The sequence below is a fragment of the Planococcus sp. MSAK28401 genome (genome assembly GCF_018283455.1).
GTDB lineage: Bacteria > Bacillota > Bacilli > Bacillales_A > Planococcaceae > Planococcus > Planococcus alpniumensis.
The window spans coordinates 1,663,069-1,683,789 of record NZ_JAAMTH010000001.1; the positions used below are offsets into that span (position 1 = coordinate 1,663,069).

The window sequence follows — 20,721 nt, forward strand, 5'->3', positions numbered from 1 at the left end:
CTTTTTCGTTTCAGGATAGAAACTGTCCGTTTACACGTATGCCTTTCATCCTGCCTGTAGCTGTTTTTCGTAAATCCAATATTTCCCTATATGTAGATGGATAGAAGCTCGCTAAAAATTGATAGGTATTATTTTTCAAATATACCAAATAATCTGTAATCTTATTGCTTGTCCAAATTTACTTCGGTATACTAAATTTTATTAAAGTCGAGGAGGAAAAAATTTGAAGAAAAAATATATTGTACCGGTCATTTTATCATCTGCTCTCGTCGCAAGTTCGTTCACAGCCAGCACCACATTAGCAAATGGCCAACAGGGGAATGGAGCTTCAGATAAAACATGGAATGAAAATGCCAATGTCCCTGTATTCGTCAAAGAGAAAATCGCTGAGAAGCGGGCTTCCAGTAATGCGTCGAATGCGCTTGATTATCTAGCGGACAACGAAAATAAGACCGGACTGAAAAACCCAAAGAAAAATTTAAAGCAAAAAGAAATTGAAAAGGATTCGCTCGGCATGACGCATGTCCGCTTTAACCAAGCAGTCAACGGCGTCCCAGTGGAGGGAGCGGAAGTAGTCGTTCATTACAACGAACAGGATGAATTGGTTTCCGTTAACGGCGGCCATTTCCCTGAAGCGTCCGCCAGCAGCGTTGACACGACGCCGACTGTGAGCGTCGTCAAGGCCGTTCAAACAGCGAAAGAGGCAGTCGAAGCACCGGAAGAGCTCGAGTATGCACCTGAATCGGAAGTCGTCGTCTATCCGTTTGACGGTGAAAACCATCTGGCTTATAAGGTCAATGTCAACTTCCTCGGAGACCAGCCCGGCAACTGGTTTGTCTTTGTGGATGCGAAAAGCGGTGGAGTGATCGACCAGTATAATGCGATCATGCATGCGGAAGACATTCATCAATCCGTCGGTACCGGCGTACTTGGCGAGCAGCGCAAGATCCACACGACAAAGAGCAAAGAGGTCAAGGGAGGCACGACTTTCAGCCTCTCCGATGAGTCGCATGACGGCTTGGAAGGCATCTATACTTTTGATGCAAACGATGGGGAAATTGTCACGAACCATAGCGCTTCGTGGAAAAATGAATATTTGCGACCGGCCGTCGATGCGCATTATAACTCAGAACAAGTGTATGAATATTTCCATGATGAACACGACCGCAACTCGCTCGACGACAACGGAATGGCGATCATTTCCTATGTCCATTACGGCGAAAACTATAATAACGCATTCTGGAATGGGCGCCATATGACTTATGGCGACGGCGATGGCTCGTTCATGGTGCCATTATCGGCAGGCTTGGATGTAGCGGCGCATGAAATGACGCACGGCGTGATCTCCAATTCGGCGAATCTCCAGTACCGTTTTGAATCTGGCGCGTTGAATGAATCCTTTGCGGATATTTTCGGCGCTTTGGTTGATGAGGACGATTGGGAAGTCGGGGAAGATATCATGGGCCCTGAGGCTAAAGAAGATGGCCGGGCCTCATTGCGCAGCTTGAGCGATCCAAGCAAATATCCAGTCAAAGCGGACTATATCCCTTATGGCGACGGGGAAGGCAATTATCCTTCCCATATGGATGAATTCTATGACTTGCCAAGAAGTTTGGATAACGGCGGCGTCCATATCAATTCGTCCATCACCAACCATGCCGCTTACTTGATCGGCGAAGAAATCGGCAAGGAAAAACTTGGCCAGATTTTCTACCGCGCATTGACGGTCTACTTGACGCCAACTTCCAACTTCAGCGAAGCCCGCAAGCTTATTGTCCAATCAGCGGCTGATATCTATGGAGAAGGCAGTGCGGAAGAGCAAGCCACGGCTAAAGGATTTGACGATGTAGGCATTAACGAATAAGGATTTTTAAACCCGCGAGTTGTTTGTCTTAATAGACAGACGACTCGCGGGTTTTGGTTTTCAGAGAAATTAGTTGAGAAAGGTGCTGGAGCAGTCGTTTATGCAAGAAATCGAGAACCAATTGGACTGAAGAAAAATAAATTTAAAATTAGAACTTTGTGCGGAACCAATTTTAAAAAATGAGCGTCTTCATATTGTCAGTCTACTACGTTTAGAAGGAGCAACTATGGAGATCATCGAAATATTGAAAGCATTGGTGCTAGGAATAGTGGAAGGCCTAACCGAGTTTGCACCTATCTCATCAACAGGGCATATGATCATCTTTGATGATTTATGGCTCAACACGGAAGGATTTTTAGGCGGGCCGTCAGCCAATACCTTCAAAATCGTCATTCAGCTCGGATCTATACTCGCGGTCGTCTTCGTCTTTTGGAAACGTATGCTGAGCCTTGTCGGCTTATACCAACTAGAGCAAGACACGCCCACGACATTCAATATTTTGCACGTCTTGATCGGCATCATTCCAGCTGGGGTTTTCGGCTTGATGTTTGAAGACTTCATCGATGAGCACCTATTCAGCATTGAAACCGTGCTGATCGGTTTAGTCATCGGGGCATTCTTCATGATCATCGCTGATAAATTCGGGCCCAAAAAACCGTCGATCAATTCACTGGACGAAATCAGTTACCTTAAAGCCTTAACCGTGGGCACCGTTCAATGCTTCTCCTTGTGGCCGGGTTTCTCCCGTTCAGGCTCGACCATTTCAGGCGGCGTGCTGCTCGGGCTGGATCATAGAACCGCAGCGGATTTCACCTTTATCATGGCCGTTCCGATCATGCTCGGAGCTTCGATCGTCTCGCTCGTGAAAAATTGGGAAGCGATATCATTCGATCATCTCAGCTTCTATGCCGCAGGATTTGCCACTGCTTTTGTATTTGCATTGATTTCCATGAAGTTTTTCTTGAAATTAATCTCACGCATCAAACTGGTGCCCTTCGCCATTTACCGTCTTGTGCTCGCCAGTGTTTTGGCGTTCATTGTGTTTCTTTGACCAACAGTGCGATGGCATTGGAATAAATAGATGTAGTTGAATATAGATAGAACCAGTAACGAAAAAGAATTTCTTATGAGATTCTTTTTTTTTTTTTTGAAGTATGCTGCTGCGTGTTTAAGCAAAAACAAGTTCCCAGACAAACCTGCTTTTTCACACGGCAATTCAAAAGATTACAGCTAATATTTTCTAATTTGATTCGAAGTCGAAGTTGCAAATAAATAGAAAAACCAGACCTATGAATGAATTTAAATTGAAAATTTTAGGATATACTAATTTTAACTAGATAACTGGAATAGGAAGGATGGAGAACATGAACAAGTTTATTTGCAATACATGCGGCGTACAAACCGAAAGTGCTGGGGCAGCACCTGAGCATTGTTCGATCTGTATAGAAGAGCGGCAATACGTCAGTACAAAAGGGCAAAGTTGGACGACTTTGGAAGAGATGGTTCAATCCGCTGCTTATCAGAATGAGATTACGTCAGAAGAACAAGGGCTCTCGAGTATAACGACTGTGCCAAGTTTTGCGATTGGTCAAACGGCGTATTTGGTTCAAGGGGAGAACTTCAATATCCTGTGGGATTGTTTAACATATCTCGACGCTCCAACTATTGAAAAAATTAAAGCTCTGGGAGGAATCGATGCCATTGCCTTGTCCCATCCCCATTATTATTCGACACAAGTAGAATGGGCTGAAACCTTCGATGCCGCAATCTACATTCACGAAGATGATAAGCAATGGGTAACCCGGCCAAGTGAGCGCATTATCTTTTGGTCAGGCGAAACACTCGAAGTTGCGGCAGGGTTCACGCTGCACCGGATCGGCGGCCATTTCAAAGGCGCAGCCATCCTGGAATGGAAAGATGGTAATGCCGGCAAAGGTGTATTACTGACAGGTGATATCGTCCGCGTCGTGGCAGACCGCGAGTGGGTCAGTTTTATGTATAGCTACCCGAACTTCATTCCGTTGCCAGGATCTACCGTCGAAAGAATGGCGGCCCAATTAAATGAAATCCGCTTTGACAGAGTGTATGATGCGTTCCATCGAACCGTAGTGAAGGATGCGGGAGAAGCCGTGCAAAGATCAGCTAAACGGTATGTGGATGCGTTGAATGGCGTACTTTTCAAGACCTGATGTAAGGCTTGTGTTTTATCTAAATTAATAAACCAGACATTAGAATAAACCAAATTAAAAAGGAGAAAAAAATGCATCAATCATTCTATCTTAAGAAACCGAGTACTTTTACATTCGATAAGAACTATAAAGTGTTTATTAAAGAAGGGAAGCTTTTCTTCTTTAAAATTGACTATAAATTCGATGAGGACAATGACGTTTGGTTTTCCTATTCGGGTTTGATTTACATGTTGCGTGATATGATTTACAAAAAATCAGCTAAGCGCAGCGAAAACAAGATTGACCAGGCAGTTCAAAACAATCAAATAGAACTACTAAAGCATAAAAATAATTTTCAACTCAATATAGTTGATATCAAAAGAGTCGAAGTAAATGAAAAACCCACTTCTCATTCATTTTTGCAGGATAACGGGACATTGTTGTTTATTTTAGATGACAATAAGCGTTATCGGTTTATTATGCCTTCGAGTATATCGAGAGAACTTATCATGAATTTACTGGAAGAGGCAGGGGTTTCACTCGAAATTCAACACCTTAATAAGTATTAACAGGAATTTTTAAAAGATATGATTAAATTGCCACCACCACAAAATCTACTTGATTTCTGTACGGATTTGTTTAAAAGGAGGAATTCTGTGCCAAGAACTAATATGGGCAAAATCTCTTTTGCCGTGCTTTTGATTCTCATCATTCAAATCATCTCGATCGTAAACATGTTGTTCATCAATGGCTTAGGGGCTTTAACGATTATTTTGTATTCATTTGTTACCGCACCTCTCGGACTGCTTTTTGGAATAAGCGGCATAGTAAAAGAATCCGGCAGAAGCCTCATCGTACCTTGGGTGACCACAATTGTTAGCGTCATTTTACTCGCGCTATTTTTGATTACTTTATTTGGATTCTCTTTTGGTGATTAGATGCTCAAGGTCATTAGTGAAACTTTTCTATATCAATCAATGTGTAGATAGAAACAAGTCATTTAGACTCAATTTAGGGTTTACATGAAGATCATTGTAACTAGTAATGAAATATTTTCTAATAAATATTTACTTTCCAAATACTAGTGGTATTCTATTAATAGCTAAAATAGTAAACGAATTCCTTAAATAAATTCAATTTTAGTTGCAGTCTATTTAGGGAGCGAAGGCCGGGTGTCTCGAGAAAGCGTGAAGTTGATTTTATCCGTTGTTGTCATCATTTTAGTTGTGGGGCTTGGCATTTACCTCCAGAAAGTGGATGCTCCTATGTATGGCATTCCGGGTCTTCTAGAGTCTGTAATCAAGAACTGAAGCATTAAGCTGCAAACTCATTTCATTAGATTTCATAACTGATGAAATGAGTTTTTTTATTGCAGCTTACCTATATCGTACTCAGTTTCAGTGAACTGAAATTGTCTCAGGAAGAACTGCAGAACCTAATTGATCCCGCGGCCCCGCTCCAGCTTATTAACGAAGGAGAAGATAGTGCTTATGTTGTTTATTAGTTTGAAGCGGTCGTGACTGCCGATATTGAAGAAGATGGGGAAACGATAGAAGTGAATTTGAATGTGGCTGAAGAAGGGGAGAACTGATCTGAGCAAACCATCTACAAATTAACCCTCGATGAAGATCACGAAATCATTGAGGTTTTTGTAAATGATGAAGCTACACCGATTGATGTGGCCTCAGGGATTTAACACAATTCACGCCATCATGTTATCGCAGAAGTGGAACTGTTTTGGAAGCCATATTGGGGGAGGCTAAAAACGCAAATGATGAAACCATTCGTACCTGTTATGTCGATAATGATGAGCATCTTCCTATGCAGTGGCTGTTCTAGTGCTCCGGACGGATTAGAAGAAGTAGAGGGGACAGGGCTGACTTTCAGCGAAAATTTCAACGTTTATGACGGGTTGAATGAGAGAGAACATGTGGAGTTTTATAAACCTGCAGAAGCACAACCATTGCCTCCTTCGATTTTAGGTGAACATCACCTGCTCGAAAAGGGGATCGATTCTGATTTGCTCCCTTTTGAAGTAGATGAGGAAAATGCGTATGTAGTCACTTCCGAAGACCGAACCGGAAAAGTGACTCATCAAGTCCAGTTAAGCTATCTTGGGCAATCGGAGGAGGGCATTGTAGATGAGTTTTTCATCATCTCGATAACTGAAATGGAGAAAAATCCGGTCGAGAATTATGAAGTTGCAGAAGCAACCGATTCGGTTGGAAATAAATTTGAAAAACAGAAGTTAATTGGGGAGGATTCCATTTTCCAGCAAGTGCTAACCACAAATAGTGCTTTATTGTACCGGTATTATGAATATGATGCAGCGGAAGAAAAATTGAATGTGGTCGGTACCGCCGCTAACGAATTTTATTCGTATCACGATGGATTCGTTTACCACGTTGGATATTTAATTGATCGACAAAAGAATACTGAGAAGGTACAAGACAATATGCTCAACTTGACGCGTACTATTATTTTGGGGAAAGATCTCGTACATCAAGGAAGATGACCATGACTAAAAGAGAGGAAAAACCATGATTAAAAATAAAGCGGCATTCGTTGGTTCGTTTATTATATTCGCTATTTGCATGTACTTATTTTTTCCGTTTTCAAATACAGCGATAAAAGAGGCTCAATTTGTCTTTATGTCGTTTCCCATTCAAGATCAAGAAGGATATAACTTGTTGGGAATCATAGGGTCTATCATGTTTATTGGCGCTATCATTTTGTTGTTCAATAGCCTGGAAAAATATCGATTTCGGATAGTGGTCGCAGTCGTTATTGTCTATATGTTTTTACCGAATCTATTGATTGCGACATACCAGGAAACTCTAGCAAACGGCATTGCAGCCATCTCTTATGACGGAAATGGCCAGTGCGACTTTGTCACGATGGATGATTGCATGGACGCCGAATGCAATCTGGTATTACATAATCGCAGTGATGAGGCTGTGACAGTGGAATTGGAATTTATCGATTCGTTGTTTATGGAAGAAGAAGACATGCGGATGGAGTCGCTTATGAACTTGGCGGGTCCATACACGATTACTTTGGCGCCCAATAGTCAAAAGCATATTCATCTAGAAGAATTACTCGACTTGTCGAACGTTCCCAACCATATCGACTCAGGGACGTCATTCAGTATCCACATTAAACTGATAGACGGTAATGAAACACGGATTTTGTAATTTCTAAAAGAGCTCTTCTAATCTCTAGTGTTGTACTGATAAGGCTGACAAGTGCTTCATAATCTCATAGTTTACATCCTTAGGATTGTCGAGATTTGTTGCATGGTGCGCATTTTTTATATAAATCATTTTAGAGTGAGGAATACGGTTGGCCATTTCTTTCTGTTGTCTTTCAGTCATACTGTCATGATCACCTTGGAGAATGAGAGTAGGACAATTTATTTTACTTAAATCCTTTCCGCTTTCCATTTTTGAAACCGAGTCCCATATACGTATCCAGTAGTTTAAAGGGATCGAACTAACGGTTTCTTTAATATATTGCTTATTATTGTGATTAAATTTTGAAAGAGTTTTTGCTTGAAAGCTAGCCATCATGTACATAGGTATAAATTTACTTGACCATCTATTTATAGGTACAAACACTTTTTCAATCCAATTATATGAATTGGTGTAGGGAGTACCAATTAAAATGAGGGATTTCACCAGCTTGGGGTACCTGACCGCAGTTTGAAGCGAAATATGGCCACCCATAGATAACCCACAAAGGTGCGCTTGCTTTACTCCTAAGTGCTCCAGTAAACCTACTAAATCTTTAACAAAATCTTCGGAGTCTACTTTTCCTTTTGGCAATGAAGATTTCCCATGGCCACGCACATCCCATGTAATAATTTCATAGAATTTTGATAGCTCTTCCACTTGAGGTTGCCATTGTTGATGGTCCCATGAAGCACCGTGTGTAAAAATAAGCGTTTCACCAGCACCAGAAACTTCATAATGTAATATGGCATTATTTATTTCGATAGTAGGCATTCTATCCTTCCATTCTCCATTGATTTTGATCTTCATTATATATATAAATTAATGATTTCGTGCTGGTTTCATAGTGTACCCAATGTACAAAAAGACGAACCCAGTGATACACGTAGCGGCTCCAAATAACAACCCAGCAGCAGCCGAACCCATTCCAGCGCCTGTTAAAGCACCTACAATACGAGCAAAGAGAAAGAAGACGACCAAAGGAAGGACAAAAGCGGTAAGAAACCCGGCATTGATCCACTTCTCCCTATTTTTTCCTGCAAACTTATGGACTGCAAAACTTAATAAGGCAATATAGGCAGCGAGTATGAGATACATTCGATTCCTCCTAATCAGCAGTATTGAAAATCTACTTATATTCTTTATCCAGTAATATACAAAGTATACCATTTCCATAAATTAGGTGAAATGAAAAGCGGCATATAAAACCATTCTTTTTGCTATATTCAGCCCTTTTTAAAAATCCGTTTGGTAAAATATAGATATACAAGCTATTTTGGTTGTGAGGTGAAACGATGAATATTCTTAGAAATTCCATTTTAATTGTTCTATCGCTGCTTTTGTCCCAAATTTTGATGTATTACATCATTGATGAAATAATTGTGATATTCACTGTGTCCCCAGCGCCCTATATACTCGGCCGATTCCTGCTGGCTTTCTTCATTTTTATGGGTTTCAAGTTTTTATTGAAAGAATATGAAGTCGATCCGATCTATATAGATTTGACGTTGGTCCTTTACTTAATCTTTTTGTTCTCTGCGACTCTTTATAGAGGAGATGGAAAAACAAGCGATTATAACCTGATGCCGTTTGACTTTTTAAACTATATTTCTGAGGTCAATCTCTCAACATTTATCGCGGCTTTGCTGATTAATATGATGCTCTTTGTACCTGGAGGAGCTTATTTATACATAAAGAGAATCAAGTTTGCTTATTCGTGGCAGATTCTTCTCTCTAGCAGTCTGGTGATAGAATTGCTGCAGTTTTTCACTAAGCGCGGATCGTTTGATATTGATGATTTACTATTAAATACGGCTGGTGGTTGTTTAGGCTTTCTATTGGCAAAATTTGTCCATATACGAATCACACAAGAAAAACAAACAACAGCTTCAAAACTGTCTCATCGGAACAAATACAAGTCCGAATTCAAATAAAAGAAGGGTCAATTATCAACGGATAATTGACCCTTCTTTGTTGTTCCTGCAGTCGCTGTCTCACAAGGGAGGAGAACCAAGCTCAGCATATCTTTCTGTTCGCATTTTAAAAGCCTGCTCAAGGAATTTGGGCTGCTTCGCATAGAGCTGAATGACATCTTTAATTTCTTCGGCCATATAGACTTGGTTTCGATTTTCGGCCAGGTCTGGGTAGCCGGAACCGCGCTGCAAGTAATCGGAACTGGCGACTTTGTACCACTGCTCGTCCTGTATTGATTTACCATCAATCAGGATGTCTTGAACAAGGTTGCCATCATGGATGATCGCAGCTCCTGAAATGTGTAGGCGGCCGACAAATTTCCCGCGGAATCCAGGTCCACGACCATCCGCCAGGCACGCTTGTGCATCCAAGGATTGTGTGAAGGCTTTTTTTAGCTGCTTGCCTTGAACTTCAAAAGAAGTCGGATTCAGTGGAGATGGACAAATTTCAATCAGTTTTTGACGGGAAATATTGTGAAACAGGCCTGCGTTGGCGATGCCGCTATTGATCAAACCGATATCGCATTGCATCATGTCCCGTAAGCCGTCCGCGATCAAATTGGTCAATGGATTTTCTTCAATGACGTCGTGCCAAAGCGGCTCCGGTAAATCGTATAGGGACTTCCCTAAAGAAGCGAGGGCTTTCGCTTTATTATCTTTCAAAATATCCATTACCACAGAATTCGGCGCAGCGTCTTTTGTTGAGTACGTGGCCGAATGAAGAAGCTCAACCTTGCCGTTCGCCACTTCAAGGTCGATCATACCGATATGTTCAGCGTAATTTCCTGCGCTGTTCATGACGGTCTCGTTCACCAGTTTGGCTTCTGAATACAGCTGGTGATCATGTGCCGAAATCACGACATCAATTTCTGGAATCGCTCGAGCTAGTTCTTCATCCGCGACTGTGCCCACGTGGCTCAACAAGATGCAAATATCATACGAACCGGCGCGATTTGCGATTTCTTGTTGTGTCATAATGACGTAATCCGAAACACTGATTCCAAGTCCGTCATTGAAAACATCCATGTCGGGAGAAGATCCTGTTACTAATACACGCAAGCCATCTTTATGTAAAATTACGCTTTTGACAACACCTTGAATTTCACTTCCATCTTTTTTTCGGAGATTGTTGCTAATGAAAGGGAGTGGGCTGGTTGTAGCCATATGCTCCAAGGTCTCTATGCCATTGAACATCTCGTTATTCCCAATCGTCAAAGCGTCATAGCCGGTCGACTGGAGTAGTTCAAGCGCAGCCACGCCGCGCGTTCCTTGCAATTCAATGCTTTTGAAATCGGCGAAATCGCCGCCATCAAGGATGAGTGTATTTTCATCTTTCAATTCCTTGATCATGCTTGCTGCTCGCGCAAAGTTTTCATAATTACTATGAACATCGTTCGTGTGGATGATTTTCAGTTTCATAAGAACCTCCTGTTAGTTATTTCCTTTTAAAGTAAGACCAATAGTCTACCACTAAGGTTTCAAAAAATCCTTATCAATTTTCTGACTATTCAATGCCGCGTAATGGGTTCTGGCTGTTGTAGGAATTAATATCATGCTAGAGAGAAAAGGACAGAAGAAATCACTCTTCTGTCCTTTTATCTAAAATTAGAATCAGTCCTTCATCAAACATTTGGCCGCACCCACAAGTTGGAATAGTCGACATATCCGAAATGGCTGATGTTAATATTCATTAAATCTGCGGAAAAGGGAACATGGCGCTTCTCGTAATAAAGCGGAATCATGATCGAAGACTCCAATAATAGCTTCTCGACCTGTAAGTTTAAAGAAGTCCATTGTGCGAAAGGCGTCTGTGCATACTGGTCAAGGCACTCGAGTACTTCTTTGTGTTTCGATATCGCCCCAGCTAAAGGTGAGTAGCTATTCTTCAGAAAATAAAAGAATGAGAAGTTTTGGTTCATTTCCAATACTTCTCCATGAATAAATAAGTCTCCTTGCTGTTCTGTCCCATGATCCGATAGCTTTTCTGCAAAAGACATCCAATGTACTTTTACGGGAACTCCTTCTTGTTCGAGAGCCTCTTTCAACCATATTGCAGATTGTTCGGAGTGCTTGACCGCTTTTAAGACTAAGGCTTGATTAAAGTGGGGGCGTTCCATTTCTGGTACGGTAAAACATTGGTCGTATCCAACTAAGCAACTCTTGCCATTCGGTAATGCACGCTTATGATAATCACTTATCGTACGCCGGTGTTTCGCGATGACATAGTGAACATAATCCCGCACTTCTTTCCGCTGGATATCGGTAGGACGGAACGCATTCATCACGACGACGCCAAATCCAGTATCACTTTCCACTTGAAACGTGGCTGCTTCTTTCGTATGGCTTGATGAACGATAAGTGATTTCAAAATCTCTCGGAACCTGGACAAAATCAACGACATCGAGCAATGGCCTTTTCTGAAAGTATTCATCGAAGGCTTTTAAAGACGTTTTGTCTTCTGAATTTTCCGCTTCATAAAATGCACCGGTTCCCCAAATCCTGCCGTTGCTTTCTTTATAAATACTCGAATTCATCATGCCGAGCAATTGAAGACAGTAGCTGCATCCCTTAGGAAAGAACAGGTCGACCACTAACGGAGCAGCTGATTTCACTTCAGCCACCGGTTCCCACAAGGAATTAAAATACACATGCTTTCGCAATCGATTGAGACAAGTTACCACATCATCGGCAGTTAATGTAGAGCCATCATGAAACTTGACGCCTTTATGCAAATAAAGCCGAAGATGAAATTCGCCGACATCCCAAGCGTGGGCAAGTTCGGGTTTGATTACGCCGTTTTCATCCACAGCCACCAGACGGTTAAATACATTGGCCACCATATTGGCGCTTTGCATATCGATCGCTTTCAGAGGATGCAAAGTCAGCAATTTATGGCGCCTTGGAACGATCAACTTATCGATTTCATCGGCGCTTTGAAAATACCCAAATCTCAGGCGGAATTGGTTGAGCAGCCTCAATTTACTGTCACTGGACCAATCGTACAGTAAGTATTTGCTGCTTTCCTCTACAGCTTCTTGATCGATGATGCTCAACAACTGTTTTTCGAATACTTCTTCCACATTTTTCAACCAGATCAATTTGGATAGGTTTCCTCTACCTCGTCCCGCTGTATACTCGAGCCATCCTTGACCAACCCATTTTTTAATGTAGCGAGTGGTCTGTTTCGTGCTGAGATCGAGGACTTTGGCTATTTCTTCGTGCTTTACATCTCCTGAAGATACGCTGTTCCATAAGGTTAATAACTGCTTATCCATTTGTTTCTCCTTTAAAAGTGGACAAGTTCTCTTGAAATTGTCCATTTTTTCAATATTTTGTCTGGTTTAATATACAGAATATGGAGGGGGAATTCAATATGAAATGGCAAGAATATCCACGGAACATCAAAGTGCGTCTCATTACTTCTTTTTTCAATCGGGCGGTATCCTCTGCAGTTATGCCGTTCATGGCGCTGTTTTTTGCAGAAGAAATAGGGAAAGTGGCGGCGGGGATGTTCTTGATCTTTACGGTCGTCATCGGGTTTGTGATTAATTTAGTCGGCGGCTATATTTCCGACCGCTTGCCAAGAAAGAAAGTGCTAATGGTAACCTCTTCGCTAAGTGCGGTGTTTTTTTACGTGATGACAATCAGTTTGGTGCCGGATTCGAATTGGATTTGGTTGTTCGCTTCAGCCTATATCGCTTATATCATCACCAGCAGCCTGGGAAGGCCGGCCATCCATGCGATTATTATTGATTCGACTACACCGGAAAATCGCAAAGCTGTCTATGCGATCGATTATTGGTTAGTCAATTTATCGCTAGCTGTTGGAGCGGCTTTAGGCGGGTTATTGTATATGAATCATCAAATCGAATTATTTCTATTATTATCTATAACATCGGCATGCCTTCCCATAGCGTATGCAATTTGGCTCGAAGACCTGCAAGTCAGTCGCTTGGAAAAGCAGCATAAAAATGTATTTCTCGATGTGCTCCAAAATTATAAAGTGGCATTTCAAGACAAGCCCTTCGTAAAAGTGGTCATCGGGTCGATGTTCATTTTCGCTGCCGAGTTTTCGTTAAACAGCTATATCGGCGTTCGGTTGGCAGAGAGTTTTCAACCCATTTCGATTGAAGGATTTGAAATTGGCGGCGTTCGGATGCTGAGCATACTCAATATCCAAAACATGCTGTTGGTCGTCTGCTTTACCTTTTTGATCAATAAAATCACGGATCGGTTCAACAAGAAAAAGGTCCTTCTCTACGGACTGTTCATTTACAGTGTTGGCTATATCGTCATGACTTCAGCTAATTCATGGTATTTGCTGCTTCTTTTCAATGTGATCGCGACACTTGGGGAATTGATGTACTCGCCAATCCGCAATGCGGAACAAGCGAATATGATGCCGTCAGATAAAAGAGGCTCTTACTCAGCGTTTTCCGGTATCGCATTTAGCGGTGCAGACTTGATTGCCCGCTCGACGATCATTCTGGGAGCTTACTTAATCCCAACAATGATGTCCGTGTATATGGGCCTTATCCTGATGCTTGGCACATTGCTTGTGTATACTGGGCTATTTGGCAAAAGGACTGAAAGCAAAGCATTCGCAGCGAGTAATGCAAGTTTATGATTATAAGGTGTTTTTGATTAGATTTTACCGAATGTCCAGAATGTAAATGAAATGGTAAAGTGAATATAGAAATCGAAGAGGAGTAGCTCAATGACGCATCCTTATACTAAATATGAAAATACAGAAATGTGGAAACGAATAGAACGACTCATAACTGAACTAGTGGACAATCACGATATTGAAGAAAAGACAAAGCGAGAATATATTGTCGGATACATTTGCAAGGATCTTTTAGAAGCGGAAAAAGTAAAGCACACTATGAAGGAATAGTCGTTAAGTTTTTAGCTGAAAGTACTTGAATATCGGTAACCCAATTCACAAGTAAAGCGAGAATATGAGTTTCTATTGTACAAGACCATAGGGGGAACACAGGATGGAATTATGGGATTTAGTAGATGCATCAAGAAAACCGTTAAACAAATTACATACGCGCGGAGAGGAACTTCAACCGGATGAATTTCATGTCGTTGTGGAGGTTTATACAATTAATGCAGACGGCCGCATGTTGATGACTCAAAGAGACGCCGCTAAGCCTTTCCCATTGCTTTGGGAAAGTACAGGAGGTTCAGTACATGCAGGGGAAAGCAGCGTAGAAGGTGCTGTCAGAGAACTCGCTGAAGAAACGGGGATTGCCGTGGCAGCAGCGGATCTTCAATACTTGGGCGAGAGGTCGAAGGGCAAATCATTTCTGGACAGCTATTTGTATATAAGCCATCGAACTATTGAAATCAATGAACTAACTCTGCAGCCTGGGGAAGTCTGTGATGCCAAATGGGTCCGAGTTGAAGAATTGAAGGAAATGAATCGAACAGGCCAGGTAGTGCCGCCGGTTTTGGAAAGGTATCAACTGTATTGGGAAAAATTAAGTGCTTATATTTTGAGTGAAAAATAGTAGTTCACATAATTTGTGATAGGTGGCGAAAAAGTGATCTTCAATGCAAAAGAAGATGTGATTAATACTTTCAAACAACTTATGAAATTAGAAAACGCAGGGAAGCGACAGCAGAAGACCTGGCTAGTAGGGATTGATGGATGTGGCGGTTCAGGTAAAAGTACATTGGCCAATGAATTGGCAAAAGACTTTCCTGGTGTAACAACGATTGTGCGTATGGATGACTTTTATTTGCCCACTTCGCAACATATCAATTCGCCTCCAAAACTAAAGCCGGTTGGGGCTGATTTTGATTGGAGACGATTATTAAAAGAAGTTATTGAACCTATTCGTCAAAATAAAACTGGATATTATCAGCGATATGATTGGAATAGGGATGAGTTGATTGATCCGAGTAAAGTTTCGGTTGGTGGAATCGTTATAATCGAAGGGGTTTATTCGCTTCGTAATGAATTAATCGATCATTATGATTGCTCAATATGGGTGGAATGTCCCCGTGAGTTAAGGCTTGCACGAGGATTGGACAGAGACGGAGTAAATGCACGCAGTATGTGGGTGAATAATTGGATGGTCTCCGAAGATCTCTATACTCGAGAACACAAACCATTTGATAAGGCTGATTTCATCATTAATGGTGCCCACTGATTTACTTAATGAAAATAGTGAGGAGGTGAACGTATGGCCGCTAATAAGGATGGAGAAAAACTAAGTGGAGGCAATGTCTCAGACGTGTATCGGTTTGGGAACACCGTTCATCGTGAATTAAAACCTGAGAGTTTTCAAATTCACCTGCTTCTGAATCATTTAGAGAAAAAAGGATTTCAGCACGCGCCGCAAGTAGTGGGTGTAGAGAATGGGAAAGAGATTTTAACGTATATGGAAGGCGAAGCTGGCAATTATCCGCTAAAAGAATATATGAGGTCAGATGAAGCGTTAAAAGAAATAGCAAAGATGCTGAGACTCTATCACGATTCGGTAAGTGATTTTTCGTTTAATGAGGATTGGAAGCCGCTGGATCATACACCCCGTCCATATGAAGTTATATGCCATAATGATTTTGCTGTGTATAATATCATTTTTAACAACGAGAAGCCTATTGGCATTATTGACTTCGACAATGCTGCACCAGGTCCAAGACTTTGGGATATTGCTTATACTCTCTATACTTGCATCCCTTTATCCAGGTACTATCTGGCACCTTCAGATGGAGAAATAGTCTATCATGATTCCGCTCAGGATAATCGGATTAAACAGCGAATAAAGCTATTTTTTGAAGCCTACGGACAGGAAGTAGCAGAAAACTATTTGGAAATGGTAGTGCTGAGGTTAAAAGGTTTGTGCAAGAAAATCCGTAGAAAAGCTGAAGATGGAGATTTAGCATTTCAAAATATGATAAAAGATGGCCATTTAAAGCATTACGAGAAAGACATTAACTTTACCCAAGCGAATGGACATAGATGGACTTGAAGAAATATCAAATTATGGGTGGTTGAGTGAAATAGCAATAGGGAGGTTCTGTTTCGTTTAATTGACTTCGTATTTATAAAGGATTCATTGAACTTCTTTAATCACTTTAGAGCTTGCAAGGTATATAGCAGCAATTGTAAGAATGACTATTCCACAAAGTACCATGATATTGGAAATCGTAATCTGCATGACAAGAGCTAACGATACAAATGCATATGACAAAGGCACGAGTCCGTTAGAGGATGCATTGACCAAACTCATGACGCGTCCGATTTTTGTTGAATCTGACTGTGCCTGGATCATGGAAATGAGAGAGACGTTGATGAATGAAGATAATATCCCCATAACCAAAAGCAATAAAATTCCTTGCCATAGAAAGCCAATCTGCCCTAACAAAGTCAAACAAAGTCCCAGAACTCCAATCATCACCAGCATGCTGATCCCACGTTTTTTATTCAGATTTAAAATGCCCACCAACACCGCTCCCGTAAGCATTCCGCCTTGATACGAACTTTGAAGAAAGCTTAAATCCAGTACCTCTCCTTTAAGTACACTATCCACGAGCAAAGGAATCCCCATTAACAATGGACCAAAAAAGAAAAAATTGATGATGATCAGGATCAATAGCATATTTTTCAAAAAAGGCATGTCCCATACATAAGAAAAGCCTTCTTTGAGCTCTGATTTCATTGAAGCTTTACTGACCGAAGCTGTTCTTTTTTCTTCCTTGATAAAAAATGAGAACAGAAGTGTCAGCAATAAAAATCCAGCAATGACCGTAAACAGCAAGCTAAAAGAACCGATTGAGAGAATCCAACCGCCTAGCATAGGACCGGAAAAAAGAGCGATTTGATTGGAACTTTGGATAAATGAATTCGACCGTGGAAGTACATCTTTCGCAACTACAGCAGGCAACAGGGAAGTGTTCGCAGGAGAAAAGAACGCGTCCACAATCCCAAAACACAGGGCGAAGACAATCAGCGGCCATAGTTCCAGCAAGCTGAGCTGCAATAGCAGGATCATGGCAAGGACTAACAGGCAACGCACCAGGCTGGAAATCAACATGATGCGCGAACGCCGGAACCGGTCTGCCCAAACACCGCCAATCATCATGAATAAAACTCGAGGAATCATCGTCATCATCATGACAATGCCCAGTGCACTTTCTTTTTGCAGAACAGTGATGATGTACCACTGTTCTGCAAAAAGGTAGGTTGATAATGCCAGAAAAGAAGCCGTACTGGAAAGCCAAAGGAAAATGAATGAACGGTTTCCGAATAAACTAGAAACAGATTTCTCCTGCAAAGATGATTCAACTCCATGATTCATTGCCATATGCTTCTCCTTTCAGTCAGCTGCCGTTCTTTTAAACAGTAAGTCTTCGATTTGGAAAGCAGTAGACATCAAATAATAATTCTTCTTATCAGGCTCGTCACTGTCTTCTTCCAGCGTAGCTAGAAGTTCACGGTGCTTCTTGGTGAATTCTATAAACTTCTTCTCGCTGACGCTAAATTCAGTTTGGATAGATAGGTTATTCCATTCTTCTACATTCGAAGACTGAAGTTCGAACGATTCGTCTGGTGCCGTCAAAACACGGGTTTTTGCTCTGTCGATCACTTCTAAATAGGACTGACGAGTAGCTTCTTTGGATTCTACATACGTAAGTAAATGATCCGCTGGTATAAATCCTCTTGCTACAGCTTGATAAAATTTGAGTATGTTTCCTCCGCGTTCTTCTTTGCGCACTAATTGGATGATGCCGTATTTCTCCAACTCCCTGAGGTGGTAGAGAACTTTGGCGCGCGAAAGGTTTAGTTCCTGGGCCAACATCTGTCCTGTGTGCGGTTGTTCGACTAAGTACATCAACATTTTTGTCCGAAGTGGATCGCTGATGACTTTTAATTGCTCATACGTTTCAAGAATGAAAATAGATTGTTGTTTCATTTTTATATCCCCTTTCTTAACCGGTTAACTTTTATTAACATGAGTATATACTTAAAATGGAAAAAGCACAATAAATGAATGAGTCTACTATTTTTGCTGTCTTTAAGAGGGATGTGAAGGAAAGTAATGGTATGCTTTCCAAGCAGAGTTAGTTATTTACAATAATTGAAGACTGGGAGGTAAGGATATGAAATTAAAGTTTAGACCGATGTCAGAAAAAGAATTCGATCAGTTTATGGCGTTCTTAATTCCTGATTATGCGCAAGACTTATCGGAAAACTACATGATTCCAGAGGATGCAGCGATGGAAGAATCAAGAGCTTTAATGGCACAACTGTTTTCAAACAAACAGAATACAGAGGAACAATCAGTTTGTCATGTTGTCTCAATGGAAGAAGATAAAGTAGTTGGCTCCCTTTGGTACAATATCCAATCTACTACAAACAAAGCTTACATCTATCATATTTTAATTGGAGAAGAGTATAGAAAACAGGGGATTGCTACAGCGGTATTGCAGAAACTAGAGGAAGACATGCGAAATCGCGGCGTCACTTCCATGGGGTTGAACGTGTTCGGGACCAACCCGAATGCTTATGAACTTTATGAAAAACTTGGCTATCAAGTGCAGTCAATATCCATGGGGAAAAGAATATGAATCGAAAAACTTTAGTCTCTAACTTTATGGCATAAGGGTTTCCACGTAGACGAAATTACACATACGAAAAGACAAGAAATTCGAAAATGAATTTCTTGTCTTTTTAATTTGTATCATCCTCATGCTGAGAACTGATTATTTCATTTCAAAAACTAAACAATAAAACTATTGCTAGGCAGTGACGTCATATCTTCTATCGTACTACCTTCATTTTTTTCTAAATACCATTTCACCAAATAGTAGCCAATGGAATAACCGGCCCAAAAAGGTATATTTACTTCTTTGCTGCCAAACATATAGACATCTGTTTTTTCGCCCACTTCATTGCGGTTAAGGTGATAAGTGGTCTCCCATAGGACTCGGGCTTGTTTTTCCGTGAGTGCATCTTTATAAGGGCCAAGATAGTCATCGCCCAACCTGATTTTCACAAAATGCTCTGCTAGGCCTTCCAATATTAACCGGTCTAACAAGGTTTGATTTTGCTCTGTAATAGTTAAGGCATGTGTTCGCCAGTGATGATGGTACTCATGAGTAATGACTGACTTAAGCATAGAGCGGACTTGAGCATCGGGCAACACCGCGAAAAAAAGTCTGCCGTTCCAATCGGTATAGGCTGAAACCCCGCCAAGTTTTTCTCTAACAAAGTGATCTTTGTCGTCTAGAATGAACAATTCAAACTCTAAAGCTTTTGATACTGGAAACTCCAATTGCAGAAGGGTTAGTTCGTCTTTGATGAACTTTTCATAAGCAAGACAGTGCATTTCTTGGAATTGTTTCTCGAGAGTTTCGATCTTATTTTCAAGATCGAATATACCGAAAAACGTCATCGTTTCAAATTCCTCATTCGATACCTTGAATATATCGAGAAACAAGTCTTTTCTATGGGCCTGTGGATTTGAAGCTGCTGCTTCAAGAAAAGTCTCCATCTGCTTGAGCCGAGGGATTATGTTAATTGAATTGTGTTGTATGTCGATGTTCGACCGCTCCTTTAAAAACAAACTATGTGTAGATACATGTAATTTCTTTAAATTTACAAAATAGTAATTATATATATCAAAATTCAACGAGATATTAGTATAATGTAAAAAGTGCAAAAATTCAAAAGCGGCTGCTGGTTAGCTGCCCAAAGGAGTGTCTGGATGAAAACGTTGAAAAGAGTATTGATTAAGCTCAGTGGTGGGGCATTGGCAAGCGAAAGTGGAGATAGCTTTGACCACCAAAAGCTGGACCATATCGCTGATGAGATTCTTTCCATTGCCGATATGGACATCGAAGTGGCACTTGTAATTGGCGGCGGCAATATCTTCCGCGGCAGCTTGGCGGAGCAATGGAATATCGACCGCGTTGAAGCGGATAACATCGGAACACTTGGCACCATCATGAACAGCTTGATGTTGAGAGGCGTTTTGAAAAGCAAAACCACTAAGGACGTCAGGGTGATGACTTCGATACCGGTACCGTCCGTAGCCGAACCGTATATTCAGCTACGAGCCAAGAAGCATTTGGAAAAAGGCTCCATTGTCATCTTCGGTGGCGGCAACGGGCAACCGTTCGTGACGACTGACTACCCAAGCGTCCAGCGGGCAATCGAAACGAATTGCGATGCCATTTTCGTTGCCAAGCAAGGCGTGGACGGTGTATTCGATCTGGATCCGAATCAGCACAGTGAAGCGAAAATGTATCGGACATTGCATTTCGACGATATCTTAAAAGAAAACATCAAAGTCATGGACCAGTCTGCTCTTCTTCTGGCAAAAGACTTCAATATCTCCGTCAATATCTTCAACTTCGATAAAAAAGGTGAAATGAAGAAAATCGTCGAAGGCAAGCAGACTGGAACCTTGGTTTCGCAACAAGCTTCAGAGTTCTATATGAAGAGCTAGTCAGCACAAACTCGTAGG

21 protein-coding genes are annotated in these 20,721 nt (G+C 41.3%); 14 read left to right on the forward strand and 7 right to left on the reverse strand.

Features of this window, described 5'->3' with window-relative positions; genetic code table 11:
* The first annotated feature begins 223 nt into the window (after nt 1-223).
* The 7 genes from G3255_RS08430 (at nt 224) to G3255_RS08460 (ending at nt 7,226) form a co-directional block, all read left to right on the forward strand.
* The gene (locus G3255_RS08430) at nt 224-1,864 is read left to right on the forward strand and encodes a M4 family metallopeptidase (RefSeq protein ID WP_211654064.1); all 1,641 of its coding nucleotides are present in this window, start codon (nt 224-226) and stop codon (nt 1,862-1,864) included.
* A gap of 226 nt (nt 1,865-2,090) precedes the next feature.
* Nucleotides 2,091-2,915, forward strand: coding sequence for an undecaprenyl-diphosphate phosphatase (locus G3255_RS08435; RefSeq protein WP_211654065.1), 825 nt, complete (start codon nt 2,091-2,093; stop codon nt 2,913-2,915).
* Between the two features lie 313 nt (nt 2,916-3,228).
* On the forward strand, nt 3,229-4,053 hold the full coding sequence (locus G3255_RS08440; protein ID WP_211654066.1) for an MBL fold metallo-hydrolase: 825 nt from the start codon (nt 3,229-3,231) through the stop codon (nt 4,051-4,053).
* 71 nt (nt 4,054-4,124) lie between these two features.
* Nucleotides 4,125-4,601 (forward strand): hypothetical protein, encoded by a 477-nt coding sequence (locus G3255_RS08445; RefSeq protein ID WP_211654067.1) that lies wholly within the window; start codon nt 4,125-4,127, stop codon nt 4,599-4,601.
* An 87-nt stretch (nt 4,602-4,688) separates the two neighbouring features.
* The gene (locus G3255_RS08450) at nt 4,689-4,970 is read left to right on the forward strand and encodes a hypothetical protein (protein WP_211654068.1); all 282 of its coding nucleotides are present in this window, start codon (nt 4,689-4,691) and stop codon (nt 4,968-4,970) included.
* An 833-nt stretch (nt 4,971-5,803) separates the two neighbouring features.
* Complete coding sequence (locus G3255_RS08455; RefSeq protein WP_211654069.1) at nt 5,804-6,547, forward strand: hypothetical protein; 744 nt, start codon at nt 5,804-5,806, stop codon at nt 6,545-6,547.
* Nucleotides 6,548-6,719: 172 nt separating this feature from the next.
* On the forward strand, nt 6,720-7,226 hold the full coding sequence (locus tag G3255_RS08460; protein ID WP_249222090.1) for a hypothetical protein: 507 nt from the start codon (nt 6,720-6,722) through the stop codon (nt 7,224-7,226).
* Between the two features lie 24 nt (nt 7,227-7,250).
* Here G3255_RS08460 and G3255_RS08465 read toward each other — a convergent pair whose 3' ends face one another.
* The gene (locus tag G3255_RS08465; RefSeq protein ID WP_211654071.1) at nt 7,251-8,036 is read right to left on the reverse strand and encodes an alpha/beta fold hydrolase; all 786 of its coding nucleotides are present in this window, start codon (nt 8,034-8,036) and stop codon (nt 7,251-7,253) included.
* A gap of 48 nt (nt 8,037-8,084) precedes the next feature.
* A complete protein-coding gene (locus G3255_RS08470) occupies nt 8,085-8,360 on the reverse strand; it encodes a hypothetical protein (RefSeq protein ID WP_211654072.1) in 276 nt (91 codons plus the stop codon).
* Nucleotides 8,361-8,557: 197 nt separating this feature from the next.
* Between G3255_RS08470 and G3255_RS08475 the strand changes: the two genes are divergently transcribed.
* Entirely contained in the window at nt 8,558-9,196 is a 639-nt protein-coding gene (locus G3255_RS08475) for a VanZ family protein (protein WP_211654073.1), read from the forward strand.
* 60 nt (nt 9,197-9,256) lie between these two features.
* Here the strand turns inward: G3255_RS08475 and G3255_RS08480 are convergent, their stop codons facing one another.
* Nucleotides 9,257-10,654 carry a bifunctional metallophosphatase/5'-nucleotidase gene (locus G3255_RS08480; protein ID WP_211654074.1) on the reverse strand — a complete coding sequence of 466 codons (1,398 nt, stop codon included), beginning with the start codon at nt 10,652-10,654 and terminating at the stop codon, nt 9,257-9,259.
* A gap of 203 nt (nt 10,655-10,857) precedes the next feature.
* Nucleotides 10,858-12,510 (reverse strand): ABC transporter substrate-binding protein, encoded by a 1,653-nt coding sequence (locus tag G3255_RS08485; RefSeq protein WP_211654075.1) that lies wholly within the window; start codon nt 12,508-12,510, stop codon nt 10,858-10,860.
* A 98-nt stretch (nt 12,511-12,608) separates the two neighbouring features.
* Between G3255_RS08485 and G3255_RS08490 the strand changes: the two genes are divergently transcribed.
* From G3255_RS08490 to G3255_RS08505, 4 genes are all read left to right on the forward strand, one after another.
* A complete protein-coding gene (locus tag G3255_RS08490) occupies nt 12,609-13,862 on the forward strand; it encodes an MDR family MFS transporter (protein WP_211654076.1) in 1,254 nt (417 codons plus the stop codon).
* A 373-nt stretch (nt 13,863-14,235) separates the two neighbouring features.
* A complete protein-coding gene (locus G3255_RS08495; RefSeq protein WP_211654077.1) occupies nt 14,236-14,754 on the forward strand; it encodes an NUDIX hydrolase in 519 nt (172 codons plus the stop codon).
* An 81-nt stretch (nt 14,755-14,835) separates the two neighbouring features.
* The gene (locus tag G3255_RS08500; RefSeq protein ID WP_211655800.1) at nt 14,836-15,399 is read left to right on the forward strand and encodes a uridine kinase family protein; all 564 of its coding nucleotides are present in this window, start codon (nt 14,836-14,838) and stop codon (nt 15,397-15,399) included.
* Nucleotides 15,400-15,432: 33 nt separating this feature from the next.
* Nucleotides 15,433-16,221 carry a phosphotransferase gene (locus G3255_RS08505; RefSeq protein ID WP_211654078.1) on the forward strand — a complete coding sequence of 263 codons (789 nt, stop codon included), beginning with the start codon at nt 15,433-15,435 and terminating at the stop codon, nt 16,219-16,221.
* 84 nt (nt 16,222-16,305) lie between these two features.
* Here G3255_RS08505 and G3255_RS08510 read toward each other — a convergent pair whose 3' ends face one another.
* Nucleotides 16,306-17,556, reverse strand: a complete 1,251-nt coding sequence (locus G3255_RS08510; RefSeq protein WP_211654079.1) for an MFS transporter — start codon at nt 17,554-17,556, stop codon at nt 16,306-16,308.
* A 12-nt stretch (nt 17,557-17,568) separates the two neighbouring features.
* Complete coding sequence (locus tag G3255_RS08515) at nt 17,569-18,165, reverse strand: ArsR/SmtB family transcription factor (RefSeq protein WP_211654080.1); 597 nt, start codon at nt 18,163-18,165, stop codon at nt 17,569-17,571.
* Between the two features lie 187 nt (nt 18,166-18,352).
* Between G3255_RS08515 and G3255_RS08520 the strand changes: the two genes are divergently transcribed.
* Nucleotides 18,353-18,820: a GNAT family N-acetyltransferase gene (locus tag G3255_RS08520; RefSeq protein WP_211654081.1), complete on the forward strand. Its 468-nt coding sequence runs from the start codon at nt 18,353-18,355 to the stop codon at nt 18,818-18,820.
* A 152-nt stretch (nt 18,821-18,972) separates the two neighbouring features.
* Here the strand turns inward: G3255_RS08520 and G3255_RS08525 are convergent, their stop codons facing one another.
* Complete coding sequence (locus G3255_RS08525) at nt 18,973-19,746, reverse strand: DUF2268 domain-containing putative Zn-dependent protease (protein WP_211654082.1); 774 nt, start codon at nt 19,744-19,746, stop codon at nt 18,973-18,975.
* 213 nt (nt 19,747-19,959) lie between these two features.
* On the opposite strand from G3255_RS08525, the gene pyrH reads away from it, so the two are divergent.
* On the forward strand, nt 19,960-20,703 hold the full coding sequence (gene pyrH, locus G3255_RS08530) for a UMP kinase (protein ID WP_211654083.1): 744 nt from the start codon (nt 19,960-19,962) through the stop codon (nt 20,701-20,703).
* The last annotated feature ends 18 nt before the right edge of the window (nt 20,704-20,721 follow it).

Excerpts from the sequence above, each read along its gene's own strand:
- G3255_RS08445 (WP_211654067.1), top strand. The coding sequence starts at position 4,125 with ATGCATCAATCATTCTATCTTAAGAAACCGAGTACTTTTACATTCGAT.
- G3255_RS08515 (WP_211654080.1), bottom strand. The coding sequence starts at position 18,165 with ATGAAACAACAATCTATTTTCATTCTTGAAACGTATGAGCAATTAAAA.
- G3255_RS08485 (WP_211654075.1), bottom strand. The coding sequence starts at position 12,510 with ATGGATAAGCAGTTATTAACCTTATGGAACAGCGTATCTTCAGGAGAT.
- pyrH (WP_211654083.1), top strand. The coding sequence starts at position 19,960 with ATGAAAACGTTGAAAAGAGTATTGATTAAGCTCAGTGGTGGGGCATTG.
- G3255_RS08525 (WP_211654082.1), bottom strand. The coding sequence starts at position 19,746 with ATGGAGACTTTTCTTGAAGCAGCAGCTTCAAATCCACAGGCCCATAGA.
- G3255_RS08480 (WP_211654074.1), bottom strand. The coding sequence starts at position 10,654 with ATGAAACTGAAAATCATCCACACGAACGATGTTCATAGTAATTATGAA.
- G3255_RS08440 (WP_211654066.1), top strand. The coding sequence starts at position 3,229 with ATGAACAAGTTTATTTGCAATACATGCGGCGTACAAACCGAAAGTGCT.
- G3255_RS08435 (WP_211654065.1), top strand. The coding sequence starts at position 2,091 with ATGGAGATCATCGAAATATTGAAAGCATTGGTGCTAGGAATAGTGGAA.
- G3255_RS08475 (WP_211654073.1), top strand. The coding sequence starts at position 8,558 with ATGAATATTCTTAGAAATTCCATTTTAATTGTTCTATCGCTGCTTTTG.
- G3255_RS08520 (WP_211654081.1), top strand. The coding sequence starts at position 18,353 with ATGAAATTAAAGTTTAGACCGATGTCAGAAAAAGAATTCGATCAGTTT.
- G3255_RS08495 (WP_211654077.1), top strand. The coding sequence starts at position 14,236 with ATGGAATTATGGGATTTAGTAGATGCATCAAGAAAACCGTTAAACAAA.
- G3255_RS08455 (WP_211654069.1), top strand. The coding sequence starts at position 5,804 with ATGATGAAACCATTCGTACCTGTTATGTCGATAATGATGAGCATCTTC.
- G3255_RS08470 (WP_211654072.1), bottom strand. The coding sequence starts at position 8,360 with ATGTATCTCATACTCGCTGCCTATATTGCCTTATTAAGTTTTGCAGTC.
- G3255_RS08465 (WP_211654071.1), bottom strand. The coding sequence starts at position 8,036 with ATGCCTACTATCGAAATAAATAATGCCATATTACATTATGAAGTTTCT.
- G3255_RS08510 (WP_211654079.1), bottom strand. The coding sequence starts at position 17,556 with ATGGCAATGAATCATGGAGTTGAATCATCTTTGCAGGAGAAATCTGTT.
- G3255_RS08505 (WP_211654078.1), top strand. The coding sequence starts at position 15,433 with ATGGCCGCTAATAAGGATGGAGAAAAACTAAGTGGAGGCAATGTCTCA.
- G3255_RS08500 (WP_211655800.1), top strand. The coding sequence starts at position 14,836 with ATGAAATTAGAAAACGCAGGGAAGCGACAGCAGAAGACCTGGCTAGTA.
- G3255_RS08490 (WP_211654076.1), top strand. The coding sequence starts at position 12,609 with ATGAAATGGCAAGAATATCCACGGAACATCAAAGTGCGTCTCATTACT.